The 23,324-nt window shown below is 46.9% G+C and carries 21 protein-coding genes; 3 read left to right on the top strand and 18 right to left on the bottom strand.

Annotation, left to right across the window (positions count from 1 at the left end; all coding sequences use genetic code 11):
* Positions 1-133: 133 nt before the first annotated feature.
* From QP339_RS04090 to tyrS, 16 genes are all read right to left on the bottom strand, one after another.
* Positions 134-415, bottom strand: a complete 282-nt coding sequence (locus QP339_RS04090; RefSeq protein ID WP_284910537.1) for a type II toxin-antitoxin system HicB family antitoxin — start codon at positions 413-415, stop codon at positions 134-136.
* A 568-nt stretch (positions 416-983) separates the two neighbouring features.
* Positions 984-2,024, bottom strand: a complete 1,041-nt coding sequence (locus tag QP339_RS04085) for a YeiH family protein (protein WP_284910536.1) — start codon at positions 2,022-2,024, stop codon at positions 984-986.
* Between the two features lie 361 nt (positions 2,025-2,385).
* Positions 2,386-3,183, bottom strand: coding sequence for a metal ABC transporter permease (locus tag QP339_RS04080; RefSeq protein WP_284910535.1), 798 nt, complete (start codon positions 3,181-3,183; stop codon positions 2,386-2,388).
* On the bottom strand, positions 3,141-3,836 hold the full coding sequence (locus QP339_RS04075; protein WP_284910534.1) for a metal ABC transporter ATP-binding protein: 696 nt from the start codon (positions 3,834-3,836) through the stop codon (positions 3,141-3,143). Before QP339_RS04075 ends, QP339_RS04080 begins: the two co-directional genes overlap by 43 nt.
* An 11-nt stretch (positions 3,837-3,847) precedes the next feature.
* Positions 3,848-4,840 carry a metal ABC transporter solute-binding protein, Zn/Mn family gene (locus tag QP339_RS04070; RefSeq protein WP_284910533.1) on the bottom strand — a complete coding sequence of 331 codons (993 nt, stop codon included), beginning with the start codon at positions 4,838-4,840 and terminating at the stop codon, positions 3,848-3,850.
* A gap of 123 nt (positions 4,841-4,963) precedes the next feature.
* Positions 4,964-5,833 carry a 4-(cytidine 5'-diphospho)-2-C-methyl-D-erythritol kinase gene (ispE, locus tag QP339_RS04065; protein ID WP_070618622.1) on the bottom strand — a complete coding sequence of 290 codons (870 nt, stop codon included), beginning with the start codon at positions 5,831-5,833 and terminating at the stop codon, positions 4,964-4,966.
* A gap of 144 nt (positions 5,834-5,977) precedes the next feature.
* Positions 5,978-6,214 carry a Veg family protein gene (locus tag QP339_RS04060; RefSeq protein ID WP_067972785.1) on the bottom strand — a complete coding sequence of 79 codons (237 nt, stop codon included), beginning with the start codon at positions 6,212-6,214 and terminating at the stop codon, positions 5,978-5,980.
* A 110-nt stretch (positions 6,215-6,324) separates the two neighbouring features.
* Complete coding sequence (locus tag QP339_RS04055; RefSeq protein WP_070618625.1) at positions 6,325-7,038, bottom strand: aspartate/glutamate racemase family protein; 714 nt, start codon at positions 7,036-7,038, stop codon at positions 6,325-6,327.
* A gap of 23 nt (positions 7,039-7,061) precedes the next feature.
* Positions 7,062-8,279 carry a carboxylate--amine ligase gene (locus tag QP339_RS04050; RefSeq protein ID WP_284910532.1) on the bottom strand — a complete coding sequence of 406 codons (1,218 nt, stop codon included), beginning with the start codon at positions 8,277-8,279 and terminating at the stop codon, positions 7,062-7,064.
* A gap of 13 nt (positions 8,280-8,292) precedes the next feature.
* Positions 8,293-10,212: an asparagine synthase (glutamine-hydrolyzing) gene (gene asnB, locus QP339_RS04045; RefSeq protein ID WP_284910531.1), complete on the bottom strand. Its 1,920-nt coding sequence runs from the start codon at positions 10,210-10,212 to the stop codon at positions 8,293-8,295.
* Positions 10,213-10,312: 100 nt separating this feature from the next.
* Positions 10,313-11,197 carry a 16S rRNA (adenine(1518)-N(6)/adenine(1519)-N(6))-dimethyltransferase RsmA gene (rsmA, locus tag QP339_RS04040; protein WP_284910530.1) on the bottom strand — a complete coding sequence of 295 codons (885 nt, stop codon included), beginning with the start codon at positions 11,195-11,197 and terminating at the stop codon, positions 10,313-10,315.
* A complete protein-coding gene (rnmV, locus tag QP339_RS04035; protein WP_284910529.1) occupies positions 11,194-11,778 on the bottom strand; it encodes a ribonuclease M5 in 585 nt (194 codons plus the stop codon). Before rnmV ends, rsmA begins: the two co-directional genes overlap by 4 nt.
* Positions 11,771-12,580: a TatD family hydrolase gene (locus QP339_RS04030; protein WP_284910528.1), complete on the bottom strand. Its 810-nt coding sequence runs from the start codon at positions 12,578-12,580 to the stop codon at positions 11,771-11,773. The genes rnmV and QP339_RS04030 overlap by 8 nt, the downstream gene beginning before the upstream one ends.
* A 119-nt stretch (positions 12,581-12,699) precedes the next feature.
* Positions 12,700-14,703 (bottom strand): methionine--tRNA ligase, encoded by a 2,004-nt coding sequence (gene metG, locus QP339_RS04025; RefSeq protein ID WP_284910527.1) that lies wholly within the window; start codon positions 14,701-14,703, stop codon positions 12,700-12,702.
* A gap of 230 nt (positions 14,704-14,933) precedes the next feature.
* A complete protein-coding gene (locus tag QP339_RS04020; protein ID WP_284910526.1) occupies positions 14,934-15,473 on the bottom strand; it encodes a C40 family peptidase in 540 nt (179 codons plus the stop codon).
* Between the two features lie 169 nt (positions 15,474-15,642).
* Positions 15,643-16,905 carry a tyrosine--tRNA ligase gene (gene tyrS / locus QP339_RS04015; RefSeq protein ID WP_284910525.1) on the bottom strand — a complete coding sequence of 421 codons (1,263 nt, stop codon included), beginning with the start codon at positions 16,903-16,905 and terminating at the stop codon, positions 15,643-15,645.
* Between the two features lie 423 nt (positions 16,906-17,328).
* On the opposite strand from tyrS, the gene QP339_RS04010 reads away from it, so the two are divergent.
* Entirely contained in the window at positions 17,329-18,495 is a 1,167-nt protein-coding gene (locus QP339_RS04010; protein ID WP_284910524.1) for a pyridoxal phosphate-dependent aminotransferase, read from the top strand.
* A 227-nt stretch (positions 18,496-18,722) separates the two neighbouring features.
* Positions 18,723-20,063, top strand: coding sequence for a type I glutamate--ammonia ligase (glnA, locus tag QP339_RS04005; protein WP_284910523.1), 1,341 nt, complete (start codon positions 18,723-18,725; stop codon positions 20,061-20,063).
* 218 nt (positions 20,064-20,281) lie between these two features.
* Here glnA (QP339_RS04005) and QP339_RS04000 read toward each other — a convergent pair whose 3' ends face one another.
* Positions 20,282-20,893, bottom strand: a complete 612-nt coding sequence (locus QP339_RS04000) for a cyclodeaminase/cyclohydrolase family protein (RefSeq protein WP_284910522.1) — start codon at positions 20,891-20,893, stop codon at positions 20,282-20,284.
* A gap of 267 nt (positions 20,894-21,160) precedes the next feature.
* Between QP339_RS04000 and glnA (QP339_RS03995) the strand changes: the two genes are divergently transcribed.
* Positions 21,161-22,504, top strand: a complete 1,344-nt coding sequence (glnA, locus tag QP339_RS03995) for a type I glutamate--ammonia ligase (RefSeq protein WP_210382799.1) — start codon at positions 21,161-21,163, stop codon at positions 22,502-22,504.
* Positions 22,505-22,593: 89 nt separating this feature from the next.
* Here the strand turns inward: glnA (QP339_RS03995) and QP339_RS03990 are convergent, their stop codons facing one another.
* A complete protein-coding gene (locus tag QP339_RS03990; RefSeq protein WP_284910521.1) occupies positions 22,594-23,310 on the bottom strand; it encodes a DUF975 family protein in 717 nt (238 codons plus the stop codon).
* Positions 23,311-23,324 lie beyond the last annotated feature (14 nt).

Below are 23,324 nucleotides of genomic sequence, written 5' to 3'. Positions count from 1 at the left end.
CCTTAAATGGAAGATAGTGAAAAATGCCCTGTTAAAATAGGGAAAAATTAAAAAATGACTCTTGATTGAAAGAGTCAGTGTCGATTAAATCATAAGTAAGTATGTACTTATCCTATTAAAGAAAGACGTAAAGTCACTCGTCTGATGGAAAGTGCTTCTTTTTGGCCTGAGCGAGGTCAACTTCAATCGGAAGAACTAGGGCATCTTCAGGAACTAATAAATCATCAGGCAAGGAGGGGGTGGGGATAGGGTCTCCTTCTTCTTCAGCGATAATCAGCCAGCCTTCGAGAAGATCTTTAGCCATATATAAGGCCTCGTCCATATCTTCACCGCACGAAAAGGCACCCTCCAAGTCAGGAAATTCAATAGCAAACTGGCCAGCTGATGGAGTAAAAATAGCATAGTATAAATACATCCGTACACGTCCTTTCTCTCTAAATGTGGTAAACTAGCAAAAACCAGCTTTTCTATCGTGAGAAGATGCGAAAGTTTTATTTCTTCCCATATTTTTGTTCATCTTTTACCGTTGTGTAGATCGTCAAGCCTAAACCGACAATGATATTTACAGTCAATAAGATTAATAGGACACATGTAGTTGCTGACATAGTGTAAGCCCCCATATCTTTGAAAGGGTACATTTTAGAATTAAGCTAGGCACCTCGATAGGCAAAAATAACGCCATGTAAAGTTCATAATATCATTTACTTAGCCCAACTAATGAAAGCATGAATTCGTATCACGCAAGCTAATGATAACACAAGTGGAAATACAGGCCAATATTTAATAGTAGCTGTCTCCTTTTTTACAGCTGTAGTCGGCTAAGAACTCCTAATATAAAAAAAGCATCTTCCTAGTCCACAGAAAAAGGCAGATGCTTTTTAATTTTTGAAGAGTATTGGGACAGGCATGTAGATACCAGCCTCACTTACCACAAGCTAGTCGACAAGCAATCCCCTGCTCGATAGCAGCATTTCTCCACCATCCTACCAGAAACCTAGCACATATTGGAGCCCTAAGCTCACCAGAGTAATAGCAATCCAACAAACGGCCCCTAAACCCAGGGCACTAGCACCCGAGCGCAAGAGCTTGACCAAGTCAGTATTCAAACCAATGGCTGCCATAGCCCAAACGATCAGAAACTTGCTAGCCCATTTGAATGGAGCGAAAAGACTGTCTGGTAAGCCGATAGCCAGGCAGATGGTTGTGAGGAGAGAAGCCAGAACGAAGTAAATAATAAATTGCGGTAGGCTGGCTTTAATTTTTTGTCCCCAAGTCAAGTTAGTAGGCGTTTCTTCCCCATGACGGCTGCGCCAGAAGCTCAGGCCTAGCGTAATTGGAATAATAGCCAGGGTCCGGGTCAATTTCACGGTAATGGCCTTATCCAGGGTTTCGCTTCCTAAGTTAAAGAGGCTATCCCAGGTGGAAGCCGCCGCTGTCACAGATGAGGTATCATTGACCGCTGTCCCTGCAAAGATACCAAAGGCTTCCCCAGTTGTGGTATCGAAGCCCAACCACTGACCTAGGCTTGGGAAAATCAGGGCTGCTAGGACATTAAAGAAAAAAATCACAGAAATCGCCTGGGCGACTTCCTCTTCTTCGGCTTCGATGACAGGCGCGGTTGCAGCTATGGCTGACCCACCACAAATGGACGACCCCACCCCAACCAAAGTGGCCGTCTTCGCATCAATATTCAAATAACGGCTAAAAATAAAGGCCACCAAGAGGGCAACTGAAATGGTTGATAGAATAATAGGTAAGGAGCTCAAGCCGGTTTCAATCACCACCGAAAGATTGAGGCCAAAGCCTAGTAAGACAACAGCGGCTTGTAATAAGACCTTACTCGAAAAACGAATTCCCAGTTGAAAAGCGGCCCCTGCTGTCCAAAATAGGGCTACAATCATTCCCATTAAAATAGCAAAAACAGGTCCCCCAATGATAGGAAAAGCCTGTCCCAAAAAATGCGCTGGAACTGCAATGGCTAAAGATAAAATCAGTCCTGGCAATAATTGACGATTAATTTGCATAAGATGCCTTCTTTCTAAATCATAAGATGGGCAAAAGTCTCGGCTTTTTCAAGAAAGATGCCAAAAGTTAGCCCTGGCATCCACTTGGCGAATGAAGGCCGATCATCTCACAATGCTCGGCCTTCATTCGCCCTCGTGACCCAGGGCTGGTCGACTTTTGTCTTACTTTATTTTCATTAAATCACAATGCTTCATTAATTTCCAATCAATTTTATTTTCCGGATGATCACTTCCAGCTATCTTAAGCGACAAAAAGAAGGCTGAGACAAAGGTCCCAGCCTCCTTTTTAAATAGCGCACATTTTTCAAAAACCTGCTCCAAAAGTCAGGCCTGATCGACTTTTCACAGTCTCTTAGAGCGGTTATGATTTGATCTTGAGATAGAGGCTCTGAACCATAAAGATCAGGATAAACAAGGCCGCTATCGTAGCGCCAGGTGGGGTATCGAAGTAATAGGAGACCGTCAGCCCCCCTAGCATACCAACCAGGGCTAAGCAGATTGCTAGATAAATCACCTGGTTGAAGTGGCGGGCTATCCGCATAGCGATCGCTGCTGGCATGATAATAATCGCAGAAACCAAAAGGGAGCCCGCAATTGGCATCATGATGGAGATAGCTATCCCTGTCACAACAGAGAAAAGAACAGAAATTAAGCGGGTAGGCAGGCCTGCCGTATAGGCGGTATCCTCATCAAATGACAGGACATACAAGATCCGCTGGTTGACCAGGTAGGCCAGACCAACAAGGACAGCGAGGCCAATCAATAAGCCAATTTGCAAGGGTGAAATGGCGACAATCGAACCGAAGAGATAGGATTCGATACTGGCTGCCGAATCAACCCGAGAGAGGAGAAGAAGGGCTAGGGCCATACCACCTGACATCAGCATAGCGATCGAGATATCTGAATAATTACTGTAGACCCGTCTGAGGTATTCTAACAACATGGCAGCCAGGATAACCAAGGCAATCGTGGTCAGAGTCGGTTCCAAGCCAAGCAAATAACCCAAGGCCACGCCTGCTAGGGAAATATGGGCCAAGGTATCCGCCATTAAGGACTGCTTACGGAGGATTAAGAAGAGCCCTAAAATCGGCGTGAAGAGTGCCATAGCTAGACAGGCTATGACGGCTCTTTGCATGAAGTCATACTGAAGCATCTCCATGGGGTGCCCTCCTCTCTGACTAAGTGAATCTGTTTGTCGAAGTAATCTTTTAGAGACAGGTCCTCATGGGTCACCATAAGGATTGCCTTAGCGTGGTTGCGGGTATTGTGGCGGAGCAAGTCATAGAAATTTTTGCGCGACTCAATATCCATCCCTGTTGTCGGTTCATCCAGGATAAAGAGATCGGGATCCGTCGCAAAGACTCGGGCCAGGCAGATCCGCTGCTTCTGCCCACCTGACAAGTCGCCGATCCGCTCATTGCGCTGTTCCCACATGCCAACGGAGTCAAAGGCGCGGCGGATATGGTCCTCATCCTCCTGGTCAAGGCGCTTAAACCAACGATTCTGTTGGTAGCGTCCAGACCGTACAAATTCATAGACCGTTGACGGAAAGCCCGCATTGAAGGAAGAAATACTTTGGGGCACATAGCCCACTTGTAATTTTTTGCCTTGAAAATTCGTCTTGGCAATCCGGCAATGGCCTTTTTCGGGTTCGAGTAGGCCCAGGATATTCTTCAACAAAGTCGTCTTAGCTGCCCCATTTTCCCCAGTTAAAATGACAAATTCGCCGGGATCCACGGTAAAACTAATATTATTTAAGACCGGCTCCTCATTGTAAGAGAAGCGCAAGTCCTCCACTTCAATATAATGCATAATCCACTCCTTTACTTCAGTCCATCCTCAAGATTAGTTAAATTCTGCCGCATCAAGCTGAGATAGCCTTGGCCATTAGCTTCTACTGATGCATCAGGAGACTCCATCGAGGTCAAGCTGCTGGTTTTAATGCCGGTATCATGGGCAATGGTATCGGCTAATTTAGAAGACCCGCCCTGCTGGAAGAAGATCACTTCGATGCCACGCTGGCGGATGAAGTCTTCTAATTGAGCTAATTTCGCAGGAGACAGGCTAGCTGTTGAATCGACACTGGTCAAAGCAATCTGCTCCAAGTCATAGCGAGAAGCCAGGTAATTAAAGGCCGCGTGGTCGACCACAAAGTGCCGGTCTTTTTTATCAGCTAAGGCCTGGTTAAAGTCCTGGTCCAACTGGTCCAATTCTTCGATAAAGGCCTTGGCGTTGGCCTGGTAGTCTGCTCGGTGGTCCGGGTCACGGTCCGACAGGGCATCGGCAATGCCCTGAACTTCTCGCTGGGCGAGGACTGGGTCTAACCAAGTATGTGGATCCTTGGCATGGACATGGAGGTCGCCCTCTGCGTGGTCATGAGCGTCTTCCCCCTCTTCCTCATGGTCGTGGTCATGGCCTTGGTGGTGGACTCCATCGATGGTCGTCACCTGACCATCCATCAGGTCCAGCTGACCCGCTGCCTCATGGACTGCAACCTTGTCTTGGTTGAGTGTCTCGAGCATGGCAGGAACCCAGGTCTCCATCTCCTTACTGTTATAGACAAAGAGGTCCGCTTGTTCTAAATCGGCTAAATTTTTAGCGCTAGGCTCGTAGTCATGGACTTCTTGACCATTAGCAACCATGACCTGAACGTCTGCATGGTCCCCAGCCACCTCCTGGGTCAAGGCCTGGATGGGGTAAAAACTCGTCATCACTTGCAACTTATCCCCCGACCCGGCATTTTGCTGGGGCGATTGGCAGGCAGAGACCAGGAAGGCCAGGGGCAATAGCAAGAGGTAAATATATTTTTTCTTCATAGCTGACTCCTTTCATCAAGGTTATTCGGAATTGTTACGATTTAATACATTATAAGATAGCACAAAACTTGACTCGCTGCAATAAAAAAAGTTGAGTCCCCTCAACTTTTCCTATCCCATAGCTTACAGTCCCGTTCCCTGCTGCAAGACGGGGACCACATAGACTTCTTTGCAGAAGCCACGCAAGGCATTATACACATGTTTAGCCCGGTTCGACGTTGGGGCAAAACCGATTACCGTCGAGCCCGTTCCGGTCATGGTCACGCCCTCCGCCCCAAACTTCTGCATCTTGGCCTTTAACTTGTTCAAAATCGGATAATTCCAAAAGACCAAATCTTCTAGCATATTCCCTGTGGCTTGAACCAAGTCTTGGTAAGACTGCTTATGAATGGCTTGAAGGACTGCCGGCGTATTCCCCTGGTCCGGCAAGTCATTAGGATCCAGGTCTTGTAAGATCTTATCTGTTGATACAGATAGCGGTGGCTTGGCTAGGACTAACCAAGAAGCTGGAAGAGCTGGAAGGGCCTGGAGCTGATCTCCCTGCCCTGTCACATGTTGGATGCCGCCGAGCAAACAATAAGGTGCATCCGCATCAATCTGCAAAGCCAATTGCAAGAGCTCATCTGTCGAATAATGCAAGTCCCAGAGTTTATTAACAGCTCGCAAAACAGCTGCTGCATCGGAACTTCCTCCGCCCAGGCCAGCAGAGACGGGAATCTGTTTCTCAATAATAATATCTAAGCCACGGTCTACTTGGCTAGCTTCCTTAATCAAGTCCGCCGCGCGATAGGCATGGTTTCTGGCATCATTAGGGAGGAAGCTCCGGCTAGTCCGCACCACAATTTCTTGGTCGGAACGTTCTTGGATGGTCAGACGGTCCGAAAGATCAACCGAGGCCATCACCATGTCATAATGCCACTGCCCCTTATCCGCCTGATAAATCAAGTCCTGGGATAGGTTAATTTTGGCTGCTGCTTTCTCAATAATCGACACACTGCCACCCCCTCATTATAGTTTACTTATTATCTTGAATTTTAGCATGACCTGCCCTTTAAATAAAGCAAAGCCGCTTTTCTTCAAGAGCTTTAATGCATCAATGAGAAAAAGGCTAGGACACCATGCCTAGCCTCAACTTCTCTAATTATTAAATTCAATTTCAACGCTTTCTGTTAAGACATCCGTGTAGCTATAACAGACACGTTCAAATTGATTTTGATCCTGGTCAAGTTCAACAACAAAAACAGCTGGAAAAGTGTCACTCAAAATCCCTTCGCGAACGGTAATCCGTTTACGTCCAGTTTGTTGAGTGACCTGGATACGGCGCCCAAGCTTCTCATCCAAAGCTGCTTTGATCGCTGCTAAGTTCCCTGACATTCTATCACTCCTCTAATGTTAACTATTATAACACATACGTTGACTTTATGCAATATCACAAATGAGCGATAGAGTCAAGAGTTGACCTTATTTTCTTAGCTATTTTTTACTTAGCTATTAGCTTCTTTTCCCTGAGTTTGAATACCCTGGCGAACGACTTCAGCCACTAATAACTTCTCCGCATCAATGATGGGAAAGGCCTTCTTCGGATCATGACTATTGACATAGGAAACTTCCGTACAACCCAGGATTACGGCTGATGCGCCCTGGTCCATAAAGTCAGAAAGAATTTCCTCGTAGAGACTAAGGTCAGCAAGCGCTTGGTTCTTGACCTGGTCATAAATCAAGGTCATGATCTTCTCTTGCAGGGCTTCGTCTGGGGCCAAGGGCTGGCAACCTGCCCGCTCAATGGTCCGGTGGTAGAGTCCACTCTGGCTTGTCCCCTTGGTCGCGCAGATACCAATTTTCTCCCCTTGGTGGTCAGCCAAAGCTTCTTCAACGAGTGTCAACATATTTATAATAGGCAGGTCTGTTGCTGCCTGCAGGTCATCGAAGAAATAATGAGCCGTATTGCAAGGGATAGCCAAGAAATCTGGCCCTAAACTTTCGATTTGTTTAATATCTTCTATTAGAGGCTCAACAGGGCTCGCCTGGTCGTGGTCTAAGATATAGGCGGTCCGGTCGGGAACCGTTGCATGGTTAAAGAGGATATAGTTCAAATAAGCCTGGTCGCTTTCTGGACGATATAGCTTATTCATTTCTTCTAAAAAGTTCGTGGTCGCAACAGTCCCCATCCCTCCTATAATGCCAAAGAAATGTTTCATAGTACCTCCCTCTACAGAGCCGGTTAAAGCTGGCCTGTTTCTTTAAATTTGCGGTAGTAATTGAGCTCCGATGCTTTCACATAGAGCTTGCGACGCCAGTGATTGTCATAAGGATAAGCTAGGGGGTTAAAGACCTGCCCCTCTTGGTAGAGGCCCTTCACCTGGTCGGCATAAGATGTTCCTTGGAGGCGACGCTTCACCAAACCCCGAGGCAGAACCGTAAATAAGGCCGGTGTCGCCTCGAAACTATCAGGCACTGCTCGCCCAAAGAGATAGTCTTCAATGTAATAATAGACAGGGTTTTGCCCACCTGCCGTCACATAATAATTGGACAGACCCAAGCGTGGATTCAATTCAAAGAAGACAAAGGCCTCCTGGTCATGATCGTAGATTAAGTCGAAGTTGGCATAACCTGTAAAATCATAGGCTGTCATTAAGGCCTCCACATGACGGTAGACCTCCTCATGACCATTCTCACTCAAAATAGCCAGGTGGTTACCCGCTGCGCTGGCCGACCGGTCTTCAACCATGACCCGTCCAAAAGCTGTCAGCTTAATCTGCTTATCATGAGGCGAGCGGTAAGCTGTCACTACTGCCTGGTCGGTATCCGCTCCTTCGATGAAGTCCTGAACAATAATCGGATCAAGGTAGCCACCCTGACGCATGAGCTTGATGGCTGTCTGAGCTTCTTTAGGATCGTCACAGAAATAAATCTTCCGCTTCCCTTCAAAATGCAGGACCTGGTAGCTTGGCGTGATGGCTGGCTTAACGACCAGTTTGCCCTTAGCTTCACTTGGAAGCTGGTCATCTGTCACTTGCCAGGTATGGGGGTAAGGGACCCCCACTTCCTCACACTTGGCATAGAATTTGGCCTTGTCTGTTGCCTCTTCTAAGGTTGCTAGGTCCACATAAGGAACGGTCCATCCCGCTTCTTCAAAGATATCGCGGTGGGTGATCAAATGCTCTGTGAACGTATCCTCAGAAGCGAGAACAATTTTGGCTGCTTCTGGATAATCCCGTTCCACCCGGTCTCTAACTTCAATAAAATGCTCACGCAAGTTATCTGTTAAGTCAGGGTAGATATGCTTATTGACAATCTTCGAATGGGCAACAGGGCCGGCGTCCATGGTTACATTTAACTCCGTCTTAATGCCGTATTGCTCATGGAAGGCCCGGGCAATACTATAGGCTCCCTTGTTCCCCAAGAACAAAACAGGAACAAATGCTTGTAAATTAGACATAGCTCGGCTCCTTTTACGCGATATCGGCTGTTTCAGGGGCTAGGGTCTTGCAAGCGCCCTGATCCTTGATGAAGTAGATGGTATACCATAAGAGGAAGACATAGACCGCATAAATTTGGTGACCTAAGTCAGCCTTCTCTTGGCGGTGGTCCTCGAGTAATTGGAGGAGGGTTTCTTGGTCAAAGAATTCAGCCGCTAAGTCACTTTCAAACATAGCCTTAATATTAGAATAGAAAGGTTCTTCCCGTAACCAGTGACGGATAGGGGTTGGGAAGCCGAGTTTCTTGCGCTTGGCCCACTCTTCAGGCAGGACATCTTCAGCCGCCTTACGAAGGGCGACCTTAGTTTGCTTGGCTGTTGTCCGGTATTCGTCTGGAATTCCCTTAGCCATTTCCATGACTTCCTTATCCAAGAAAGGCACACGGAGTTCAAGAGAATGGGCCATACTCATCTTGTCTGCCTTGAGCAAGATATCGCCTGGCATCCAAACATTCAAGTCCAGATACTGCATCTTTTGTAGGTCACTTTGGCCCGCCACTTGGGCATAGTAAGGGGCACAAATGTCAGTCGAGGTCTGATTGGACCGGTATTTTTCATTGAGGATAGCATGGGCTTGGGCATCTGGAAAGACCAGGGCCTGGCCGATAAATTTCTCTTCCACTGGGGTCACTGACCGTTCCGCCAATTGCTTGAGACGGGAAGGTTTTTGCCCCGATGGTAAGAGGCGGTTAATGAAACGTCGCATGCCTAGAGGCAGTTTGTTGTAGTAATCCTTCTCAATATGGGAAGGTTGGTACCATTCATAGCCCCCGAAGAGCTCATCGGCTCCCTCACCAGACAGGACAACGGTCACATTTTCAGCAGCTAATTGGTTGAGGAAGTAGAGAGGCACGATGGAATAGTTGGCATCTGGTTCATCCAAGTAGTAAATAATATCCTCTAAGTTGTCGAAGGCTTGTTGCCCTGAGATATAACGGCTCTTGTTTTCGATTCCGAGTTGTTCTGATAATTTTTGGGCATGGATGGTTTCATTAAACATGTCTTCATATTCTTTAAAGCCCACTGAGAAGGACTGTTGAGGCTCAAGCAAGGCGGTAACCAAGCTCGAATCTACCCCACCGGATAGGAAGGAGCCAACTTTAACATCGGACATAGCATGGAGTTCCACTGATTCATCGATCGATGCCTTGATTTTTTCCACATAGTAATCAATATCTTCTTGGGCTGGCTCACTCGTTTCATCATGGAAGGCCTTGTCCCAATATTTCACGGTCTGCATTTTGCCATTTTGGTAGAGCATATAGTGGGCTGGCTCTAACTTGTAGACCCCTTTAAAGAAAGTCTCATCTAATGGGTTATACTGGAAGGTCAAGAAAGGTTGGATGGCTTCCTTGTTTAAGGCCTTGATAAAGTTCGGATGGTCGAGGAAGCTCTTAATTTCAGAACCGAAGAGCAAGCTGCCATCTGTCGTATAGTCCGTATAGTAGAGAGGCTTAATCCCAAAACCGTCGCGGGCTAAGAGAGCACGCTTTTCCTGGGTGTCCCAGATGCAGAAGGCGAACATCCCCCGTAATTTGGCCACAATATCTTCGCCGTATTCTTCAAAACCGCGGATAATGACTTCACTATCTGTTTCTGAAATAAATTCATAACCCTTTGCCTTAAGGTCCTTGCGCAAGGTCTTGTAGTTATAGATTTCACCATTGAAGACCATGACGTAACGGCCATCCTTGCTGTAGAAAGGCTGGTTCCCACAATCGCTCAGGTCAATAATGGACAAGCGACGGAAGCCCAAGGAGATGTCGTCATCTGTGTAGACACCTGCGCTATCTGGCCCCCGGTGGACAATTCGTTCCATCATGGCATCTAGTATTTCTTTATCATTTTCAAGTTTACGGTCGGCACCATAGATATATCCGACAAAACCACACATAATTATTACCTCATTTTTTTATTTTTTTCGCATTTCTCTATCTTCTATCTCTTTATTATAACGAATGCCTGGTCCCTTAAGTCTAAAAGATTTGTAAAAATTAAGAACATCCAGCTTCATTCAAAGCATCACTCAAACGAGCAAACTCTTCAATACTCAGGGTTTCAGCCCGGCGCTTGGGATCAATTTCGGCCTGGGCCAAGGCCTCCTCTACCCGCTCCAAGACTTGGGGGTCCTTGCCAAAGAATTGGCGGAGATTATTCCACAAGGTCTTGCGCCGCTGCTTGAAGCTGGCCCGCACCAAGCGGAAGAAGAAGTCTTCATCTTGGACAGAGACCTTGGCTTGGGGGCGGCGTTTCAAGTAGAGAATAGCCGAGTCAACATTCGGACGCGGTTTAAAGACTGTGCGCGGCACCGTGAAGGCAATCTCAGCCTCACAGTAATAATCGATCGCAATCGTTAAGGACCCGTAAGCCTTGGAATGCGGAGTTGCGGTCAATCGCTCCGCCACTTCTTTTTGCATCATAAGGACAAAGCCATCAAAACGCAGGCCGGATTCTAAGAGTTTAAAGATAATTGGCGTCGTGATGTAGTAAGGCAGGTTGGCCACTACTAGCAAGCGGTCATCTGCTGAGAAGTAGTGACTGACCGTCTCTGCAATATCCACTTCCAAGATATCAGCATGAAGGACATGGATATTGTCATAGTCGCTCAGCTCATTGGCCAAAACCGGCAGCAAGCGTTGGTCCAATTCGAAGGCTAGAACTTCTTTGCCTTCCAGGGCCAGAACCTCTGTCAAAGCCCCGATACCGGGACCGATCTCGATCACATTCGTTGCTTTGTCAATCTCTCCTGTGGCTACCATATCTGCTAAGACCTGGGGCTCCATCAGAAAGTTTTGCCCCAGGCTCTTCTTGGCTTCCAAGTGGTAGCGTTTGAGTATTTCATTGGTACGCGAAGGCGTTGCGATTAATTTCTTTTTCATAGGTCCTCCTCAGCCTGGTCCGCTTCATAGTCGGCCATGACTTCTTTGACACGTTCAATGGGAATCTGGAACATCTGCAAGCGTTTGGCTAATTGTTTGCCATTGCTGTGGCCGATATAGAGTTGTTCGGCCAGATAGTCCCGGCGCAGTTGGGCATCCTTCCCTCCTAACAGACCCAGGTCAAGGAGGGCTGAGCGGTCAATCGCCTGGACGCCTGCGTCTTGGTCCACCACCGTATAAACCCGGTCTAGGGCCTGGCGGATAGCCGCTTCGGAAGCATGCTCAACCCCCAGGCTGGCCCGAAGTGACGACGCGCGAGCATCTTCTCTTGAAATAAAAGCATGTTGGACGCCCGGCACAGCCGTCTGAATGGCCTGGCGGATTTTCGTTCCCGAGATATCCGGGTCTGTAAAGACAATAACCCCCTTGACCGCTTGGGCCTGACGGATTTGGTCGAGGATGTTTTCATTTAAGGCCGAGCCTCCAGTCTCAATCGTATAGACGTCAAAAATTTCTTGGAGCCGCCGCGTATCGTCGCGGCCCTCGACCACGATCACTTCTTTTATCTTGTCCTTAGCCATCTGCTTGCCCTTTCTTCTGGAAAGTTTGGCCGTCATAAGTCAGATTAAAGAAGCGGCAAGCATTGTCAAAGGTCAACTGAGCAAAGTCTTCATAGGACATGTCTAATTCATCAGAGAGCCGGTTGCAAACATAGCGCACCAAGTGACTGCCATTCTTTTGTCCGCGCTTAGGTTCAGGCGTTAGATAGGGCGAATCCGTTTCAATTAAGATGCGGTCTTTAGGGCATAGGCGCACCGCTTCTCGCACTTCTTTTGACTTCTTGAAGGTCGAGACGCCACTGAAGGAAAGATACATGCCTAGGTCCAGGTAAGCCTGAGCCAGATCTGGGCCATCTCCAAAGTTATGGATGACCCCACCAATTTCACCGATCTTTTCTTCTTTAAGAATTTGGTAAGTGGCTTCCTGGGCATCACGCGAATGGATAACTACTGGCAGTTCATATTCACGGGCTATGGCTAATTGCTGGCGGAGGACACGCTCTTGGACCTCCTGAGGGCTCTTATCCCAGTAAAAGTCCAAGCCAATTTCGCCCACACCGACTGCCTTAGGATGAGTCAACTGTTGGCGCAAGAGGGCTTCCTCCTCTGAGCCAAAGTCAATTGCATCCACAGGGTGCCAGCCAAAGACTGCCAATAAGTCATCGTTTTGGGCCAGCATCTCATTCGCCCGGTCAATACTTTCCCGGTCCGAGCCAATCAGGGTCATGCCCTTGACACCTGCCGCTCTCGCCTTAGCCAAGGCCTGGTCGCGGTCCTCATCAAATTCACTCGCATTCAAATGGGTGTGCGAATCAAATAGCATCTCTTTTCCTTCTTTCTCTCAAGCTTACAAAAATACACCTTTCCCGTCCAAGTAATAAATAAAGGTTGGAGACCAAAGCCCAACCTTTATTTTTTCTCAATCACTACTCAGTCTGGAAACTAGCCAATTAAACTGCCATTTGGGATATGATCAGGCACAAAAACAAGGGACAAGTCGCCATCATGTTCGGCCGAAAGAATCATACCTTGCGAAATCTCACCGCGCATCTTACGGGCCTTCAAGTTAGCCACAATGATGACTTTTTTACCGACTAAGGCTTGGGGATCAGGATAGAATTCCCGGATACCCGATAGGATTTGCCGGTGGCCTTCATCGCCAGCGTCCAGACGGAACTTGAGCAACTTATCGGCCCCTTCAACAAAGTCGCAGGCAATGACTTCAGCTACCTTTAATTCCACGCGGTCAAACTGGTCAAATTTAATGGCCTTATCCTTGGCTGACGTCAAGGTCACTTCTTCAGGATCCCAATTCTCTTCTTCATCGCTAGTTGCCGTTGACATTTGGGACTGGATATAAGCCACTTCTTCATCTTTATCCAAGCGTGGGAAGATAGGTTCACCCTTAGCCACGACGCGGGCGGTTTCAGGGTAAGATCCAATTTCTAGCGCATCATATTGGTGGTTCTCATCGGAAATACCTAACTGGTCAAAGATCTTAGCAGGCGTCCGGGTCATCACTGGTTGGATAAGAATGGCGATCATCCGCAGGGTATCCACCAAGTGGTACATCACCGATTGGAGTTCATCCGCCTTACTATCATCTTTAGCTAGGAGCCATGGCATAGTTTCATCAATATATTTGTTGGTCCGGGAAATAATTTCCCAGACATTATCCAAGGCTACGCTAAATTTCAGATGGTCCATATTATCATGGTAGCTAGCGATCCCTTTTTCGATAGTCTCCTCAAGGGCCGCATCATAAGCTGTCACATGGCCAGGATAGGCTCCTACTTGGCCGTTGAGGTACTTATTCACCATGGAAATAGTCCGATTTAAGAGGTTCCCCAAGTCATTGGCTAAATCATAGTTAATCCGATTAACAAAATTAGCTGGTGTAAAGACCCCATCTGAGCCAAAGTGAACTTCGCGCATAAGATAATAACGCAGGGCATCTAACCCATAGCGGTCAACGAGCATATCTGGGTAAACAACATTCCCCTTGGATTTAGACATCTTCCCATCTTGCATGAGTAACCAACCGTGGCCAAATACTTTCTTAGGCAAAGGTAAGTCCAGAGCCATCAGCATAATTGGCCAATAAATCGTGTGGAAGCGAACAATTTCCTTACCTACAATATGGATATCAGCTGGCCAGTATTTTTGGAAGTTGCTGTCATCATCACTGCCGTAACCCAGAGCCGTAATATAGTTAGCCAAGGCATCGATCCAAACATAAACCACGTGTTTAGGATTTGAAGGCACTTCGATCCCCCAATCAAAGGAGGTCCGTGTCACCGCCAAGTCTTCCAAACCTGGCTTGATGAAGTTATTAATCATTTCATTCTTCCGTGACTCCGGTTGGATAAAGTCTGGGTGGTCTTCATAGTATTGGAGTAGACGGTCTGCATACTTACTCATCTTGAAGAAGTAAGATTCTTCCTTAACCAATTCCACTTCATGGCCTGAAGGAGCCTTACCGCCGATTACCTTGCCTTCATCATCGCGGTAAACTTCAGCCAATTGGGTTTCGGTAAAGTACTCTTCGTCAGAAACCGAATACCAACCTTCATATTCACCTAGGTAGATATCGCCTTGTTCAAGTAAGCGCTCGAAGATTTTTTGGATGGCTTTTTCATGGTAGTCATCAGTTGTACGAATAAACTTATCATTAGAAATATCCAGACGCTTCCATAAATCTTGCATACCTTGAGCCATCCGGTCCACATAGGCTTGGGGACTAATCCCTTCTTCTTCCGCCTTTTGTTGGATCTTTAAACCGTGCTCGTCAGATCCTGTCAGGAAGAAGACGTCAAATCCCATCAAACGCTTATACCGGGCCAGTGTATCCGCCACGATGGTTGAATAGGAATTGCCGATATGTAATTTCCCACTTGGATAGTAGATGGGAGTTGTTAAATAAAATGTTTTCTTTTCTTCAGCCACGAATGAGTGCCTCCTAATTTAATTGATTTTCCTTAATAGTATAGCATAGATAAGCCCTGACTTTAAAGTAAGTGACTGGATAAATGATCGCTCCTGTTCGACCTGGGCAAACACAAAAGAAACATAAAAACCGGGACTGAGTGAACCCGGATTCAAAGTAAACAATGATTTCAAAAGGGGAGGCAGAAAAAGGCTAGGGAAAATCCCTAACCTCTAAACCAGGCAAGCCACTATAGGTTGATCACAAAGGAGGGACGGAAGTGGTCCACATGGCCGTAAGTCACCGTCTGACCAGGCTGAGGGGCATGGATATAAGCCCCATCCCCCAAAGCAATCGCTACATGGTAAGCCCCACCGGCTCCCTCCCAAAAATAAAGGCCTCCAGGTCTCGCCGCTTCAACTGCTTCGTGCGGGCCAATTAATTCCTGGGCATAAGTCGTCCGGCCAATCTGGAGACCGTTCTCCAAGTAAACCTGGTGGACCAAGCCAGAACAATCAAAGCCTGCCGGTGTCGCCCCACCCCAAACATAGGGGACGCCTAAATAGGCCTCAGCTGAAGCAATAATTTCCGCTCCGAGCTCGGAAGCCGGTAAATCTCGGCTCAGATCATTCTCCAAATTGATCGGATCCGCTAGCTGACAACAAGACCGAGGACAGAGTTCAAGATCCTGGCCCACCGCCTTTGCCGGAAGCTGTCCCGCATGAACAGTCTGGCCTTGGCAGAAAAAGATAATCAACGCAACAAAAACAACACTAATTATTTTCTTCATGGATGAAATCCTCAATTCTTAAGTATTCCACCCTGAACCATATTCAGTTTAACACAAGCATATTAAATTCCTGTAAAAGTCTTGTAAAGAATACTTTGCCTATAATAAAAGTTCCCAGTCATAAGCATAGTGGCATAACTGGAAACTTTTCTCTTAGATATTTGAATGACTAGTCGGCCAATGTAATCAAGAAATATTTCTTCTTGCCCCGGCGCACGACAATATAGCGACCTTCAATGGCATCGGCTTCAGAAATTTCATAATCCAAATCTTGAACCCGTTCACCGTTAATATAAATCGCACCGTTTTGAATATCTTCACGGGATTGGCGGCGAGATTTCTCAACTTCCGCATCCACCAACCAAACGGCTAGGTTAGCAGTTTCCTTAGGCATGGTTTTACCTGGCATCTTGCCAAAGCCTTGCTCGATTTGTTGGGCAGTCAGCTGTTTGATATCGCCTTTGAATAAGGCGTCAGTAATGGCTAAAGCATCTTGTAGGCCTTCTTCGCCGTGGACGAAGCGAGTCATTTCCTCTGCTAAGGCCTTCTGAGCTTCACGCTTTTCAGGTTCATTAGCAACTTTTTCTGCATAGTCAGCAATCTCTTCTTGAGACAAGAAAGTGAAGTATTTGAGGTATTTAATGACGTCAGCATCTTGTTGGTTGACCCAGAATTGGTAGAATTCATATGGCGAAGTTTTCTCAGGATCTAACCAAACAGCCCCACCAGCAGTCTTGCCGAATTTGGTGCCGTCAGCTTTCAGCATTAAAGGAATGGTTAGTCCAAAGGCTTGGGCTTCCGGTCCTTCCACCTTGCGGATGTAGTCCAAGCCTGAGGTAATATTCCCCCATTGGTCGGCCCCACCAATTTGCAGGCGAACGTCCTCTTCTTGGTAGAGGTGGAGGAAGTCCATAGATTGGAGGATTTGGTAGGCAAACTCAGTAAAGGAAATCCCAACTTCTAGGCGGGAAGCAACGATATCCTTAGCCAACATGGTATTGACATTGAAGCGCTTGCCGGCCGTCCGCAAGAAGTCAAGCAAGCTAATGTCCTTGGTCCAATCATAGTTATTGACCATGCGGAAATCAGCATCTGGATCCTTGAGGAAGAGCTTCTTCATCTGTTCGCTCAACTTACGCGCATTTTCATTTACTTTGTCAAGAGATTGGAGCTGACGTTCTTCAGACTTACCTGAAGGATCCCCAATTGTCCCGGTCGCCCCACCAATCAAAATCACTGGCCGGTGCCCAGCAAGTTGGAAACGTTTCAGCATAATAAAAGGAATTAAGTGGCCAATATGCAAAGAGTCCCCCGTTGGATCGACTCCACAATAGAGACTGATCTTATGGTTTTCAACATAATCTCTCAAGCCCTCTTCATCCGTCTGCTGGTTAATGGCTCCCCGCCATTCCAATTCATCAATAATATTCATGATAAACCTCCTTAAATTAATTAATATGCAGGCAATATTCATCGATTAGCTCCGTCTAAGATCCCAGACTAATAAAAAAGTCCCTAAGCCTCACTCCTTGTGAAGCCTAGGGACGACCTTGCCGTGTTACCACCCAGTTTGCTAGAACACTAGCCACTCGACATGTGTTAAAGGACATGACCCTAATATCTTAGACTGAAGAACCGTAATTCACACTTGACGACGGGCTAATTTTCACCAACCACTAGCTCTCTACTATCGCGTCTGTCAAGGCTACTGCAATTCGATATTTTATCTATGTGGGCCTAGTATAAGCGACCAAGTCGGAAAAGTCAAACCAAATAAAAATATTTTAGCTCCTGCTTTAAAAGCCTTTGTCAAAAGCCGGGCCCTGTAGTAAGCTTGAAGAAAAAGGAGGATTCCATGGACCTATCATATCTTGCACAAAATTACCCCGCATCAACGATTCGGAAGCTGGCTCGCTATGCTCAACAATTCCCAGATGTTGACTATTTCACCATGGGCGAGCCAGATTTTCCTTCCCCCCACTTGGTTAAAGAAACTGCTAAGGAACAAATTGACGCCAACCGTACCTACTATGGCCCCAATATCGGCGAGCCCGGCCTCCAGGAAGCTATCGCCAATTACTATAACCATCACTACCACAGCCACTACCAGGCCGAGCAAGTTGTGGTCTCCTTTGGTGCAACAGAGGCCTGCCTACTGACCATCATGGCGACTCTCAATCCTGGAGATGAAGTTATTATCTTCACTCCCCACTATCCCAATTACCTGGGCCAAGTGGAAGCCATGCGGGCTAAGGCGGTCCTCGTCCCCTTAGAAGCCCGCTATCACTTCCAGCCTCAAATCGAAGCTTTGGAAGCGGCGATCACCGAGCGGACGAAACTTATTATTGTAAACACCCCGAATAATCCCTTGGGCACAGTCATCGATGCAGACAAGGTTCAAGCCATCAGTCAAGTCGCCCTCGACCACGACCTTTTCATCCTAGCTGATGAAGTTTACCACACCCTTACCTATCCTCAAGCCGCCCATAGCAGTTTCGCCAATCCTGACTTGCCCAACGCAGACCAAACCATCGTCGTTGATAGTTTCTCTAAGTCTTTCTCCATGACGGGCTACCGCTGCGGTTTTGCCCTCTGCCCCGATCCCGCAATGGCCCAGGTGATGGCTGAATTCAAGGAAGGCATCGGCTTTGCGGTTCCTCAATTTATCCAAGATGCTTGTCAGGTCGCCCTCGAGGAAGGCCAAGCTGCCACTGAAGACATGCGCCAGGCCTATGATCAGAGACGGCAGTATTTGATCCCCCAACTCAACCAAATCAAGGGCATCCATTGCGCCGACACCCAGGGCGCCTTCTATGCCTTTGCTGATGTCTCTGAATTTCCTTTCACATCCTGGGAATTCGTCACCCGGCTCATTGCTGAAGAGGGCTTGGCCGTCATTCCTGGTTCCAGTTTCGGATCAGCCGGGGAGGGTTTTATCCGCATCTCCTTCGCTGCCAGCCAGACTAAATTAGAAAAACTTCTGGCCGGTCTTCGATCCTTTTCCAAACGGCACATGAGTTAGATTTATTGACATAAGTTTTAGGTATTATCGTCATTTTGGATTAAAATGACGATTTTCTTTACATATTTTTGCTCTTTTTGAATGAAGGCTTAATTAAAAAGCAATGTAAGCGCTATTATATAAGTTATATAACATAACATCTTGCGTGAAGATTTTTTTGTTTTTATCTTTGCCTTAAGTCATAATAAAAACATCAAATGACTCGGAATTAGAAAGAGGAACCACATATGGCTAATCAAATAACCGCTAAATTCATTCGCCAAGAGGTTGTCGATAAAGATGTCCACTTCTTACGCCTAGCCTTCTCTGATGTCAACGGCATCCTAAAAAACGTTGAAGTCCCAATCAGTCAGCTCGATAAGGTGCTCGACAATAAAATGATGTTCGATGGCTCTTCTATTGAAGGTTTTGTCCGCATTGAAGAATCCGATATGTACCTAGTCCCTGATCTCGATACCTGGATGATTTTCCCTTGGACTGCAGACGAAGGCAAGCGCATCGCCATCTTAATTTGTGATATTTTCTTACCTAATGGCGACCCCTTCCCTGGAGACCCCCGCGGTAACTTGAAGCGCATGGTAGCCAAGATGAATGCTAAAGGCTTTACCGCCTTCAACCTTGGCCCCGAAGCGGAATTCTTCCTTTTCAAGCGCGACGAGAACGGCCAACCAACAACTCAAGTTAACGACCACGCTGGCTACTTCGACTTAGCCCCCGTCGACCTGGGAGAAAACTGCCGGCGCGACATCGTCTTAACCCTTGAAAAGTTAGGCTTTGAAGTGGAAGCCTCCCACCATGAATGTGCGATCGGCCAACATGAGATCGACTTCAAATACGATGACGTGGTAACGGCCTGTGACCGCATCCAAATGTTTAAGTTGATCGTTAAGAGTATCGCCCGCAAACACAATCTCCATGCCACCTTCATGCCTAAACCCGTTGCCAATATCGCAGGCTCTGGCATGCACTGCAACATGTCCCTCTTCACCGCAGAAGGCAATGCCTTCTATGAAGCCGACAGCGCGACTGGTCTTTCAACGACTGCCTACCAATTCATGGCCGGCATTCTCAAACATGCCAAGGCTCTAACCGCCATCGGTAATCCCCTGGTTAACTCTTACAAGCGTCTCGTGCCCGGCTATGAAGCGCCTGTCTATATCGCTTGGTCAGCCCAAAACCGCTCACCCCTCATTCGGATTCCCTCTGCCCGTGGGAACTCGACCCGGATTGAGCTGCGGTCAGTAGACCCCTCTGCTAATCCTTATCTTATTATGGCGGCCTTGATTGGCGCTGGCCTGGAAGGCATTGAAAAAGAACTCCAACCGGCTAAGGCGACTGACCGCAACATCTACAGCATGACAGAAAATGAACTGCGCCAAGCGGGCATTGAACAATTACCAAATTCGCTCGACCATGCCCTGGATGAGTTCGAACAGGATAGTAAAATCCAAGAAGCGCTTGGTCAGCATATTACGGAAAACTTCATCTCTAGCAAGCTTTTGGAATGCAATGAGTATGCCTTACAGATCTCCCAGTGGGAACTCGACCATTATTTTAGAAGCTATTAACAAGTAGCATTAAGAGGCTGGGACAAAAGTTCCAGCCTCTTTTTAAATAGCGAACACTTTTTCAAAAAACTGCTCCAAAAGTCAGGCCTGACATCCACTTCACGAACTATGAGAAATCGTTAGTAAACGTTTTCTCATAGTTCGTGAAGTGGTTCAGGCCTGATCGATTTTTGTCACACTCTCTTTATGGCTAGCCTGCTCAGCAGGTCATCGCAGGATTACTTGCGACGATCATCGACAGCTGCTAGAACAGCGGTTTTAACTTCTTCTGACCCCTGGAGGGCCTGGTCTGCCCGGTCTTGGTAGGCCTGGGCTTTTTCTTCATCCTTAATCAATTTGACATTCTCAAGGACATTGTATTTGGCACACTGCAAGGCTGTATAGAGGTGCTGAACTCCAACCTCGACGTCAGCTAGGACTGATTTCCGACCGATTTCCGCAATTTCCTCAAGCAAGCGCATGGCTTTGAGACTAGTTTCCATCACTTGCAAGGGAACTTCAGTTGCTCCCAGCAGCGCTTCTTGGATGGCAGCTGTCCGCCTTGCTTTCTCCTCTTCTGTCTCCCGGGGCAAGGCATATTGGGCAAACATTTTACCAGAAACTTCAGCATCTTTTTGGCTCAAGTCCTTCAACTGGTCAATGTAGGCATGACCTTGACTCAAAATATGATCTATCCGGTCAAGATCCGCTTCTTTTACCTTTTCTTTTGTAATTTCGAGGACCATACATCCCAAAGCTGTTCCTAAAGCCCCCGTCAAGGGAATGACAGAGCCACCTCCAGGCGCAGACTTAGATGAAGCCACATCAGCAATATAAGTATTTAAATCCATAAAAATGAACCCCTCTCTTATAATCAACTTACACACATTTTACCATAAAAGCGCTTTCTTACAACTCAAAAGATCTGTAAGCTTATATCACGCTAAAGCCCTTTATAACTTCATCCAGCGTCTCAATCAAAGAAATTTGGCACTCATAGCTTTTATGATGTTACATTTTATGACAAAATATGTGATTTATTTATTGCATTCTTTTGTCTTATGTTTCATAATGAATTCATTGTTAGTGGTAAAAAGGAACAAACAAGAGATAGGAGTATTTTTATGGCAAAGATTACAGCTGATCAAATCCGTGAAGAAGCCGAAGCAAAAGATGTGCACTTCCTCCGCCTCGCCTTCTCCGATGTCAACGGCGTCTTAAAAAACGTTGAAGTCCCAATCAGCCAGTTAGAGAAGGTCTTGAGTAACAAGATGATGTTCGATGGGTCTTCCATTGAGGGGTTTGTCCGTATCGAGGAGTCCGACATGTATCTGATTCCTGACCTAGATACCTGGATGATCTTTCCTTGGACCACCGAATCGGGCAAGCACATCGGCATCTTAATCTGCGACATCTTCCTCCCCGATGGCAGCCCCTTCCCCGGTGATCCACGTGGCAACTTAAAACGCATGGTAGCTAAGATGAATACTAAGGGCTTTACCGACTTCAACCTGGGCCCAGAAGCCGAGTTTTTCCTCTTTAAGCGTGATGAAAACGGCCTACCGATTACCCAGGTCAACGACCACGGTGGCTACTTCGACCTAGCTCCCGTCGATCTTGGCGAGAATTGCCGGCGCGATATTGTTCTAACCCTTGAAGAAATGGGCTTTGAAGTAGAAGCCTCCCACCATGAAGGAGCGATCGGCCAACACGAAATTGATTTCATGTATGACAGCGTGGTAACAGCCTGTGACCGGATCCAAATGTTCAAGCTAATCGTTAAGAGTATCGCTCGCAAACACAATATGCACGCTACTTTTATGCCTAAACCTGTTGCTAACATCGCGGGGTCAGGTATGCACTGCAACATGTCTCTTTTCAACGACCAGGGCAATGCCTTCTATGATGCTAACAATGAGCTCGGTCTTTCAGAGACGGCTTACCAATTCATGGCCGGTATCCTCGACCATGCCAAAGCTATTACGGCGGTAGGCAACCCTATCGTTAACTCCTATAAACGCTTGGTTCCTGGATATGAAGCGCCTGTCTACATTGCTTGGTCCCAACAGAATCGCTCCCCCCTAGTCCGCATCCCATCCGCTCGCGGAAATTCTACCCGGATTGAATTACGGTCAGTTGACCCCTCAGCCAACCCTTACTTAATCATGGCCAGCTTAATTGGTGCAGGCCTGGATGGAATTGACCGCGAACTCCAACCTGACGCTCCAACCGACCGTAACATCTACAGCATGACCGAGAGCGAACTAGCTGAAGCAGGTATCGAGCAACTACCGATGACCCTCGACTATGCCCTTGACGAACTGGAAATCGATGACGTGGTTAAGGCTTCACTTGGCCAGCACATTACCGAGAACTTTATTTCTAGCAAACGCTTGGAATGTAACGAATATGCCATGCAAGTTTCGCAGTGGGAATTAGACCACTACTTCCAAGCCTATTAGAGCTCAGAAATTTTAAAACTAATAAAAAGCCATCAACAAAAGGGACTGTTCCCCAGTGTTGATGGCTTTTCATTGTACTCTTTTAGTTTTTAAAAATCGTCCCAGTCCTCTTCGTGCACCTTGTTAGCTCTTGATCGAAAGCTAGGACCTGAATCTGGATCAGCCGCCTTAGCAAATTGCACACGATCTGCTTGCCCGGTCCGTCCCTTAGCTTCAACTAAAGTCAAATAGAATTGGCTCTGTGCCAAGCTACGATAAGGCAGCACATAAACCGTCAGCAAACCCGCACAGAGAAGATTAGCCACATCCCAGCCTAAAAAGCGCAAATTCAGGCATAGATAGGCCCACTTATGCCCTTGCATCAGCCGCTCACTCTCCCGAATCGCATCATTATAAGCGAGATCATCCTGGTCCGTCAGAACAAAGGTCACCATACTATAAGAGAGGGCCTTGTAAATTCCAGGCAAGACCAGTAAGCAAGACCAGAAAAAGATATACATATACTGTAAGATCTTGGTCATCCCGTACCGCCAAAAATTCTGAATCAAGGGATTCAAAAGGGTCTGTCCTAGCTTAATCTCCTCATTTCGCCAATCATTTAAAAAAATCTGCCGGTAGACGACGGAAGATGCTTGAACCAGCAAGTATAAGAAAAATGAAAAAATTAAACCAAAGGGCCAAAAAATAGCAGGGGCTGAACTTAAAAAAGTTGTCAAGAGCATATAGGCGATGGTAATCATGACATACCGCGGCCAGTCCGCCTGCATAATCGCTTTAGCCTGGTCTTTAATATCAGCTGTTTCCACTCTAGAACCTCCTT

The sequence above is a fragment of the Aerococcus sp. UMB7834 genome (assembly GCF_030215145.1).
Taxonomy (GTDB): Bacteria; Bacillota; Bacilli; order Lactobacillales; family Aerococcaceae; genus Aerococcus.
The sequence above is the reverse complement of the archived record's forward strand: the minus strand, read 5'-3'. Positions and strand labels throughout refer to the sequence as shown.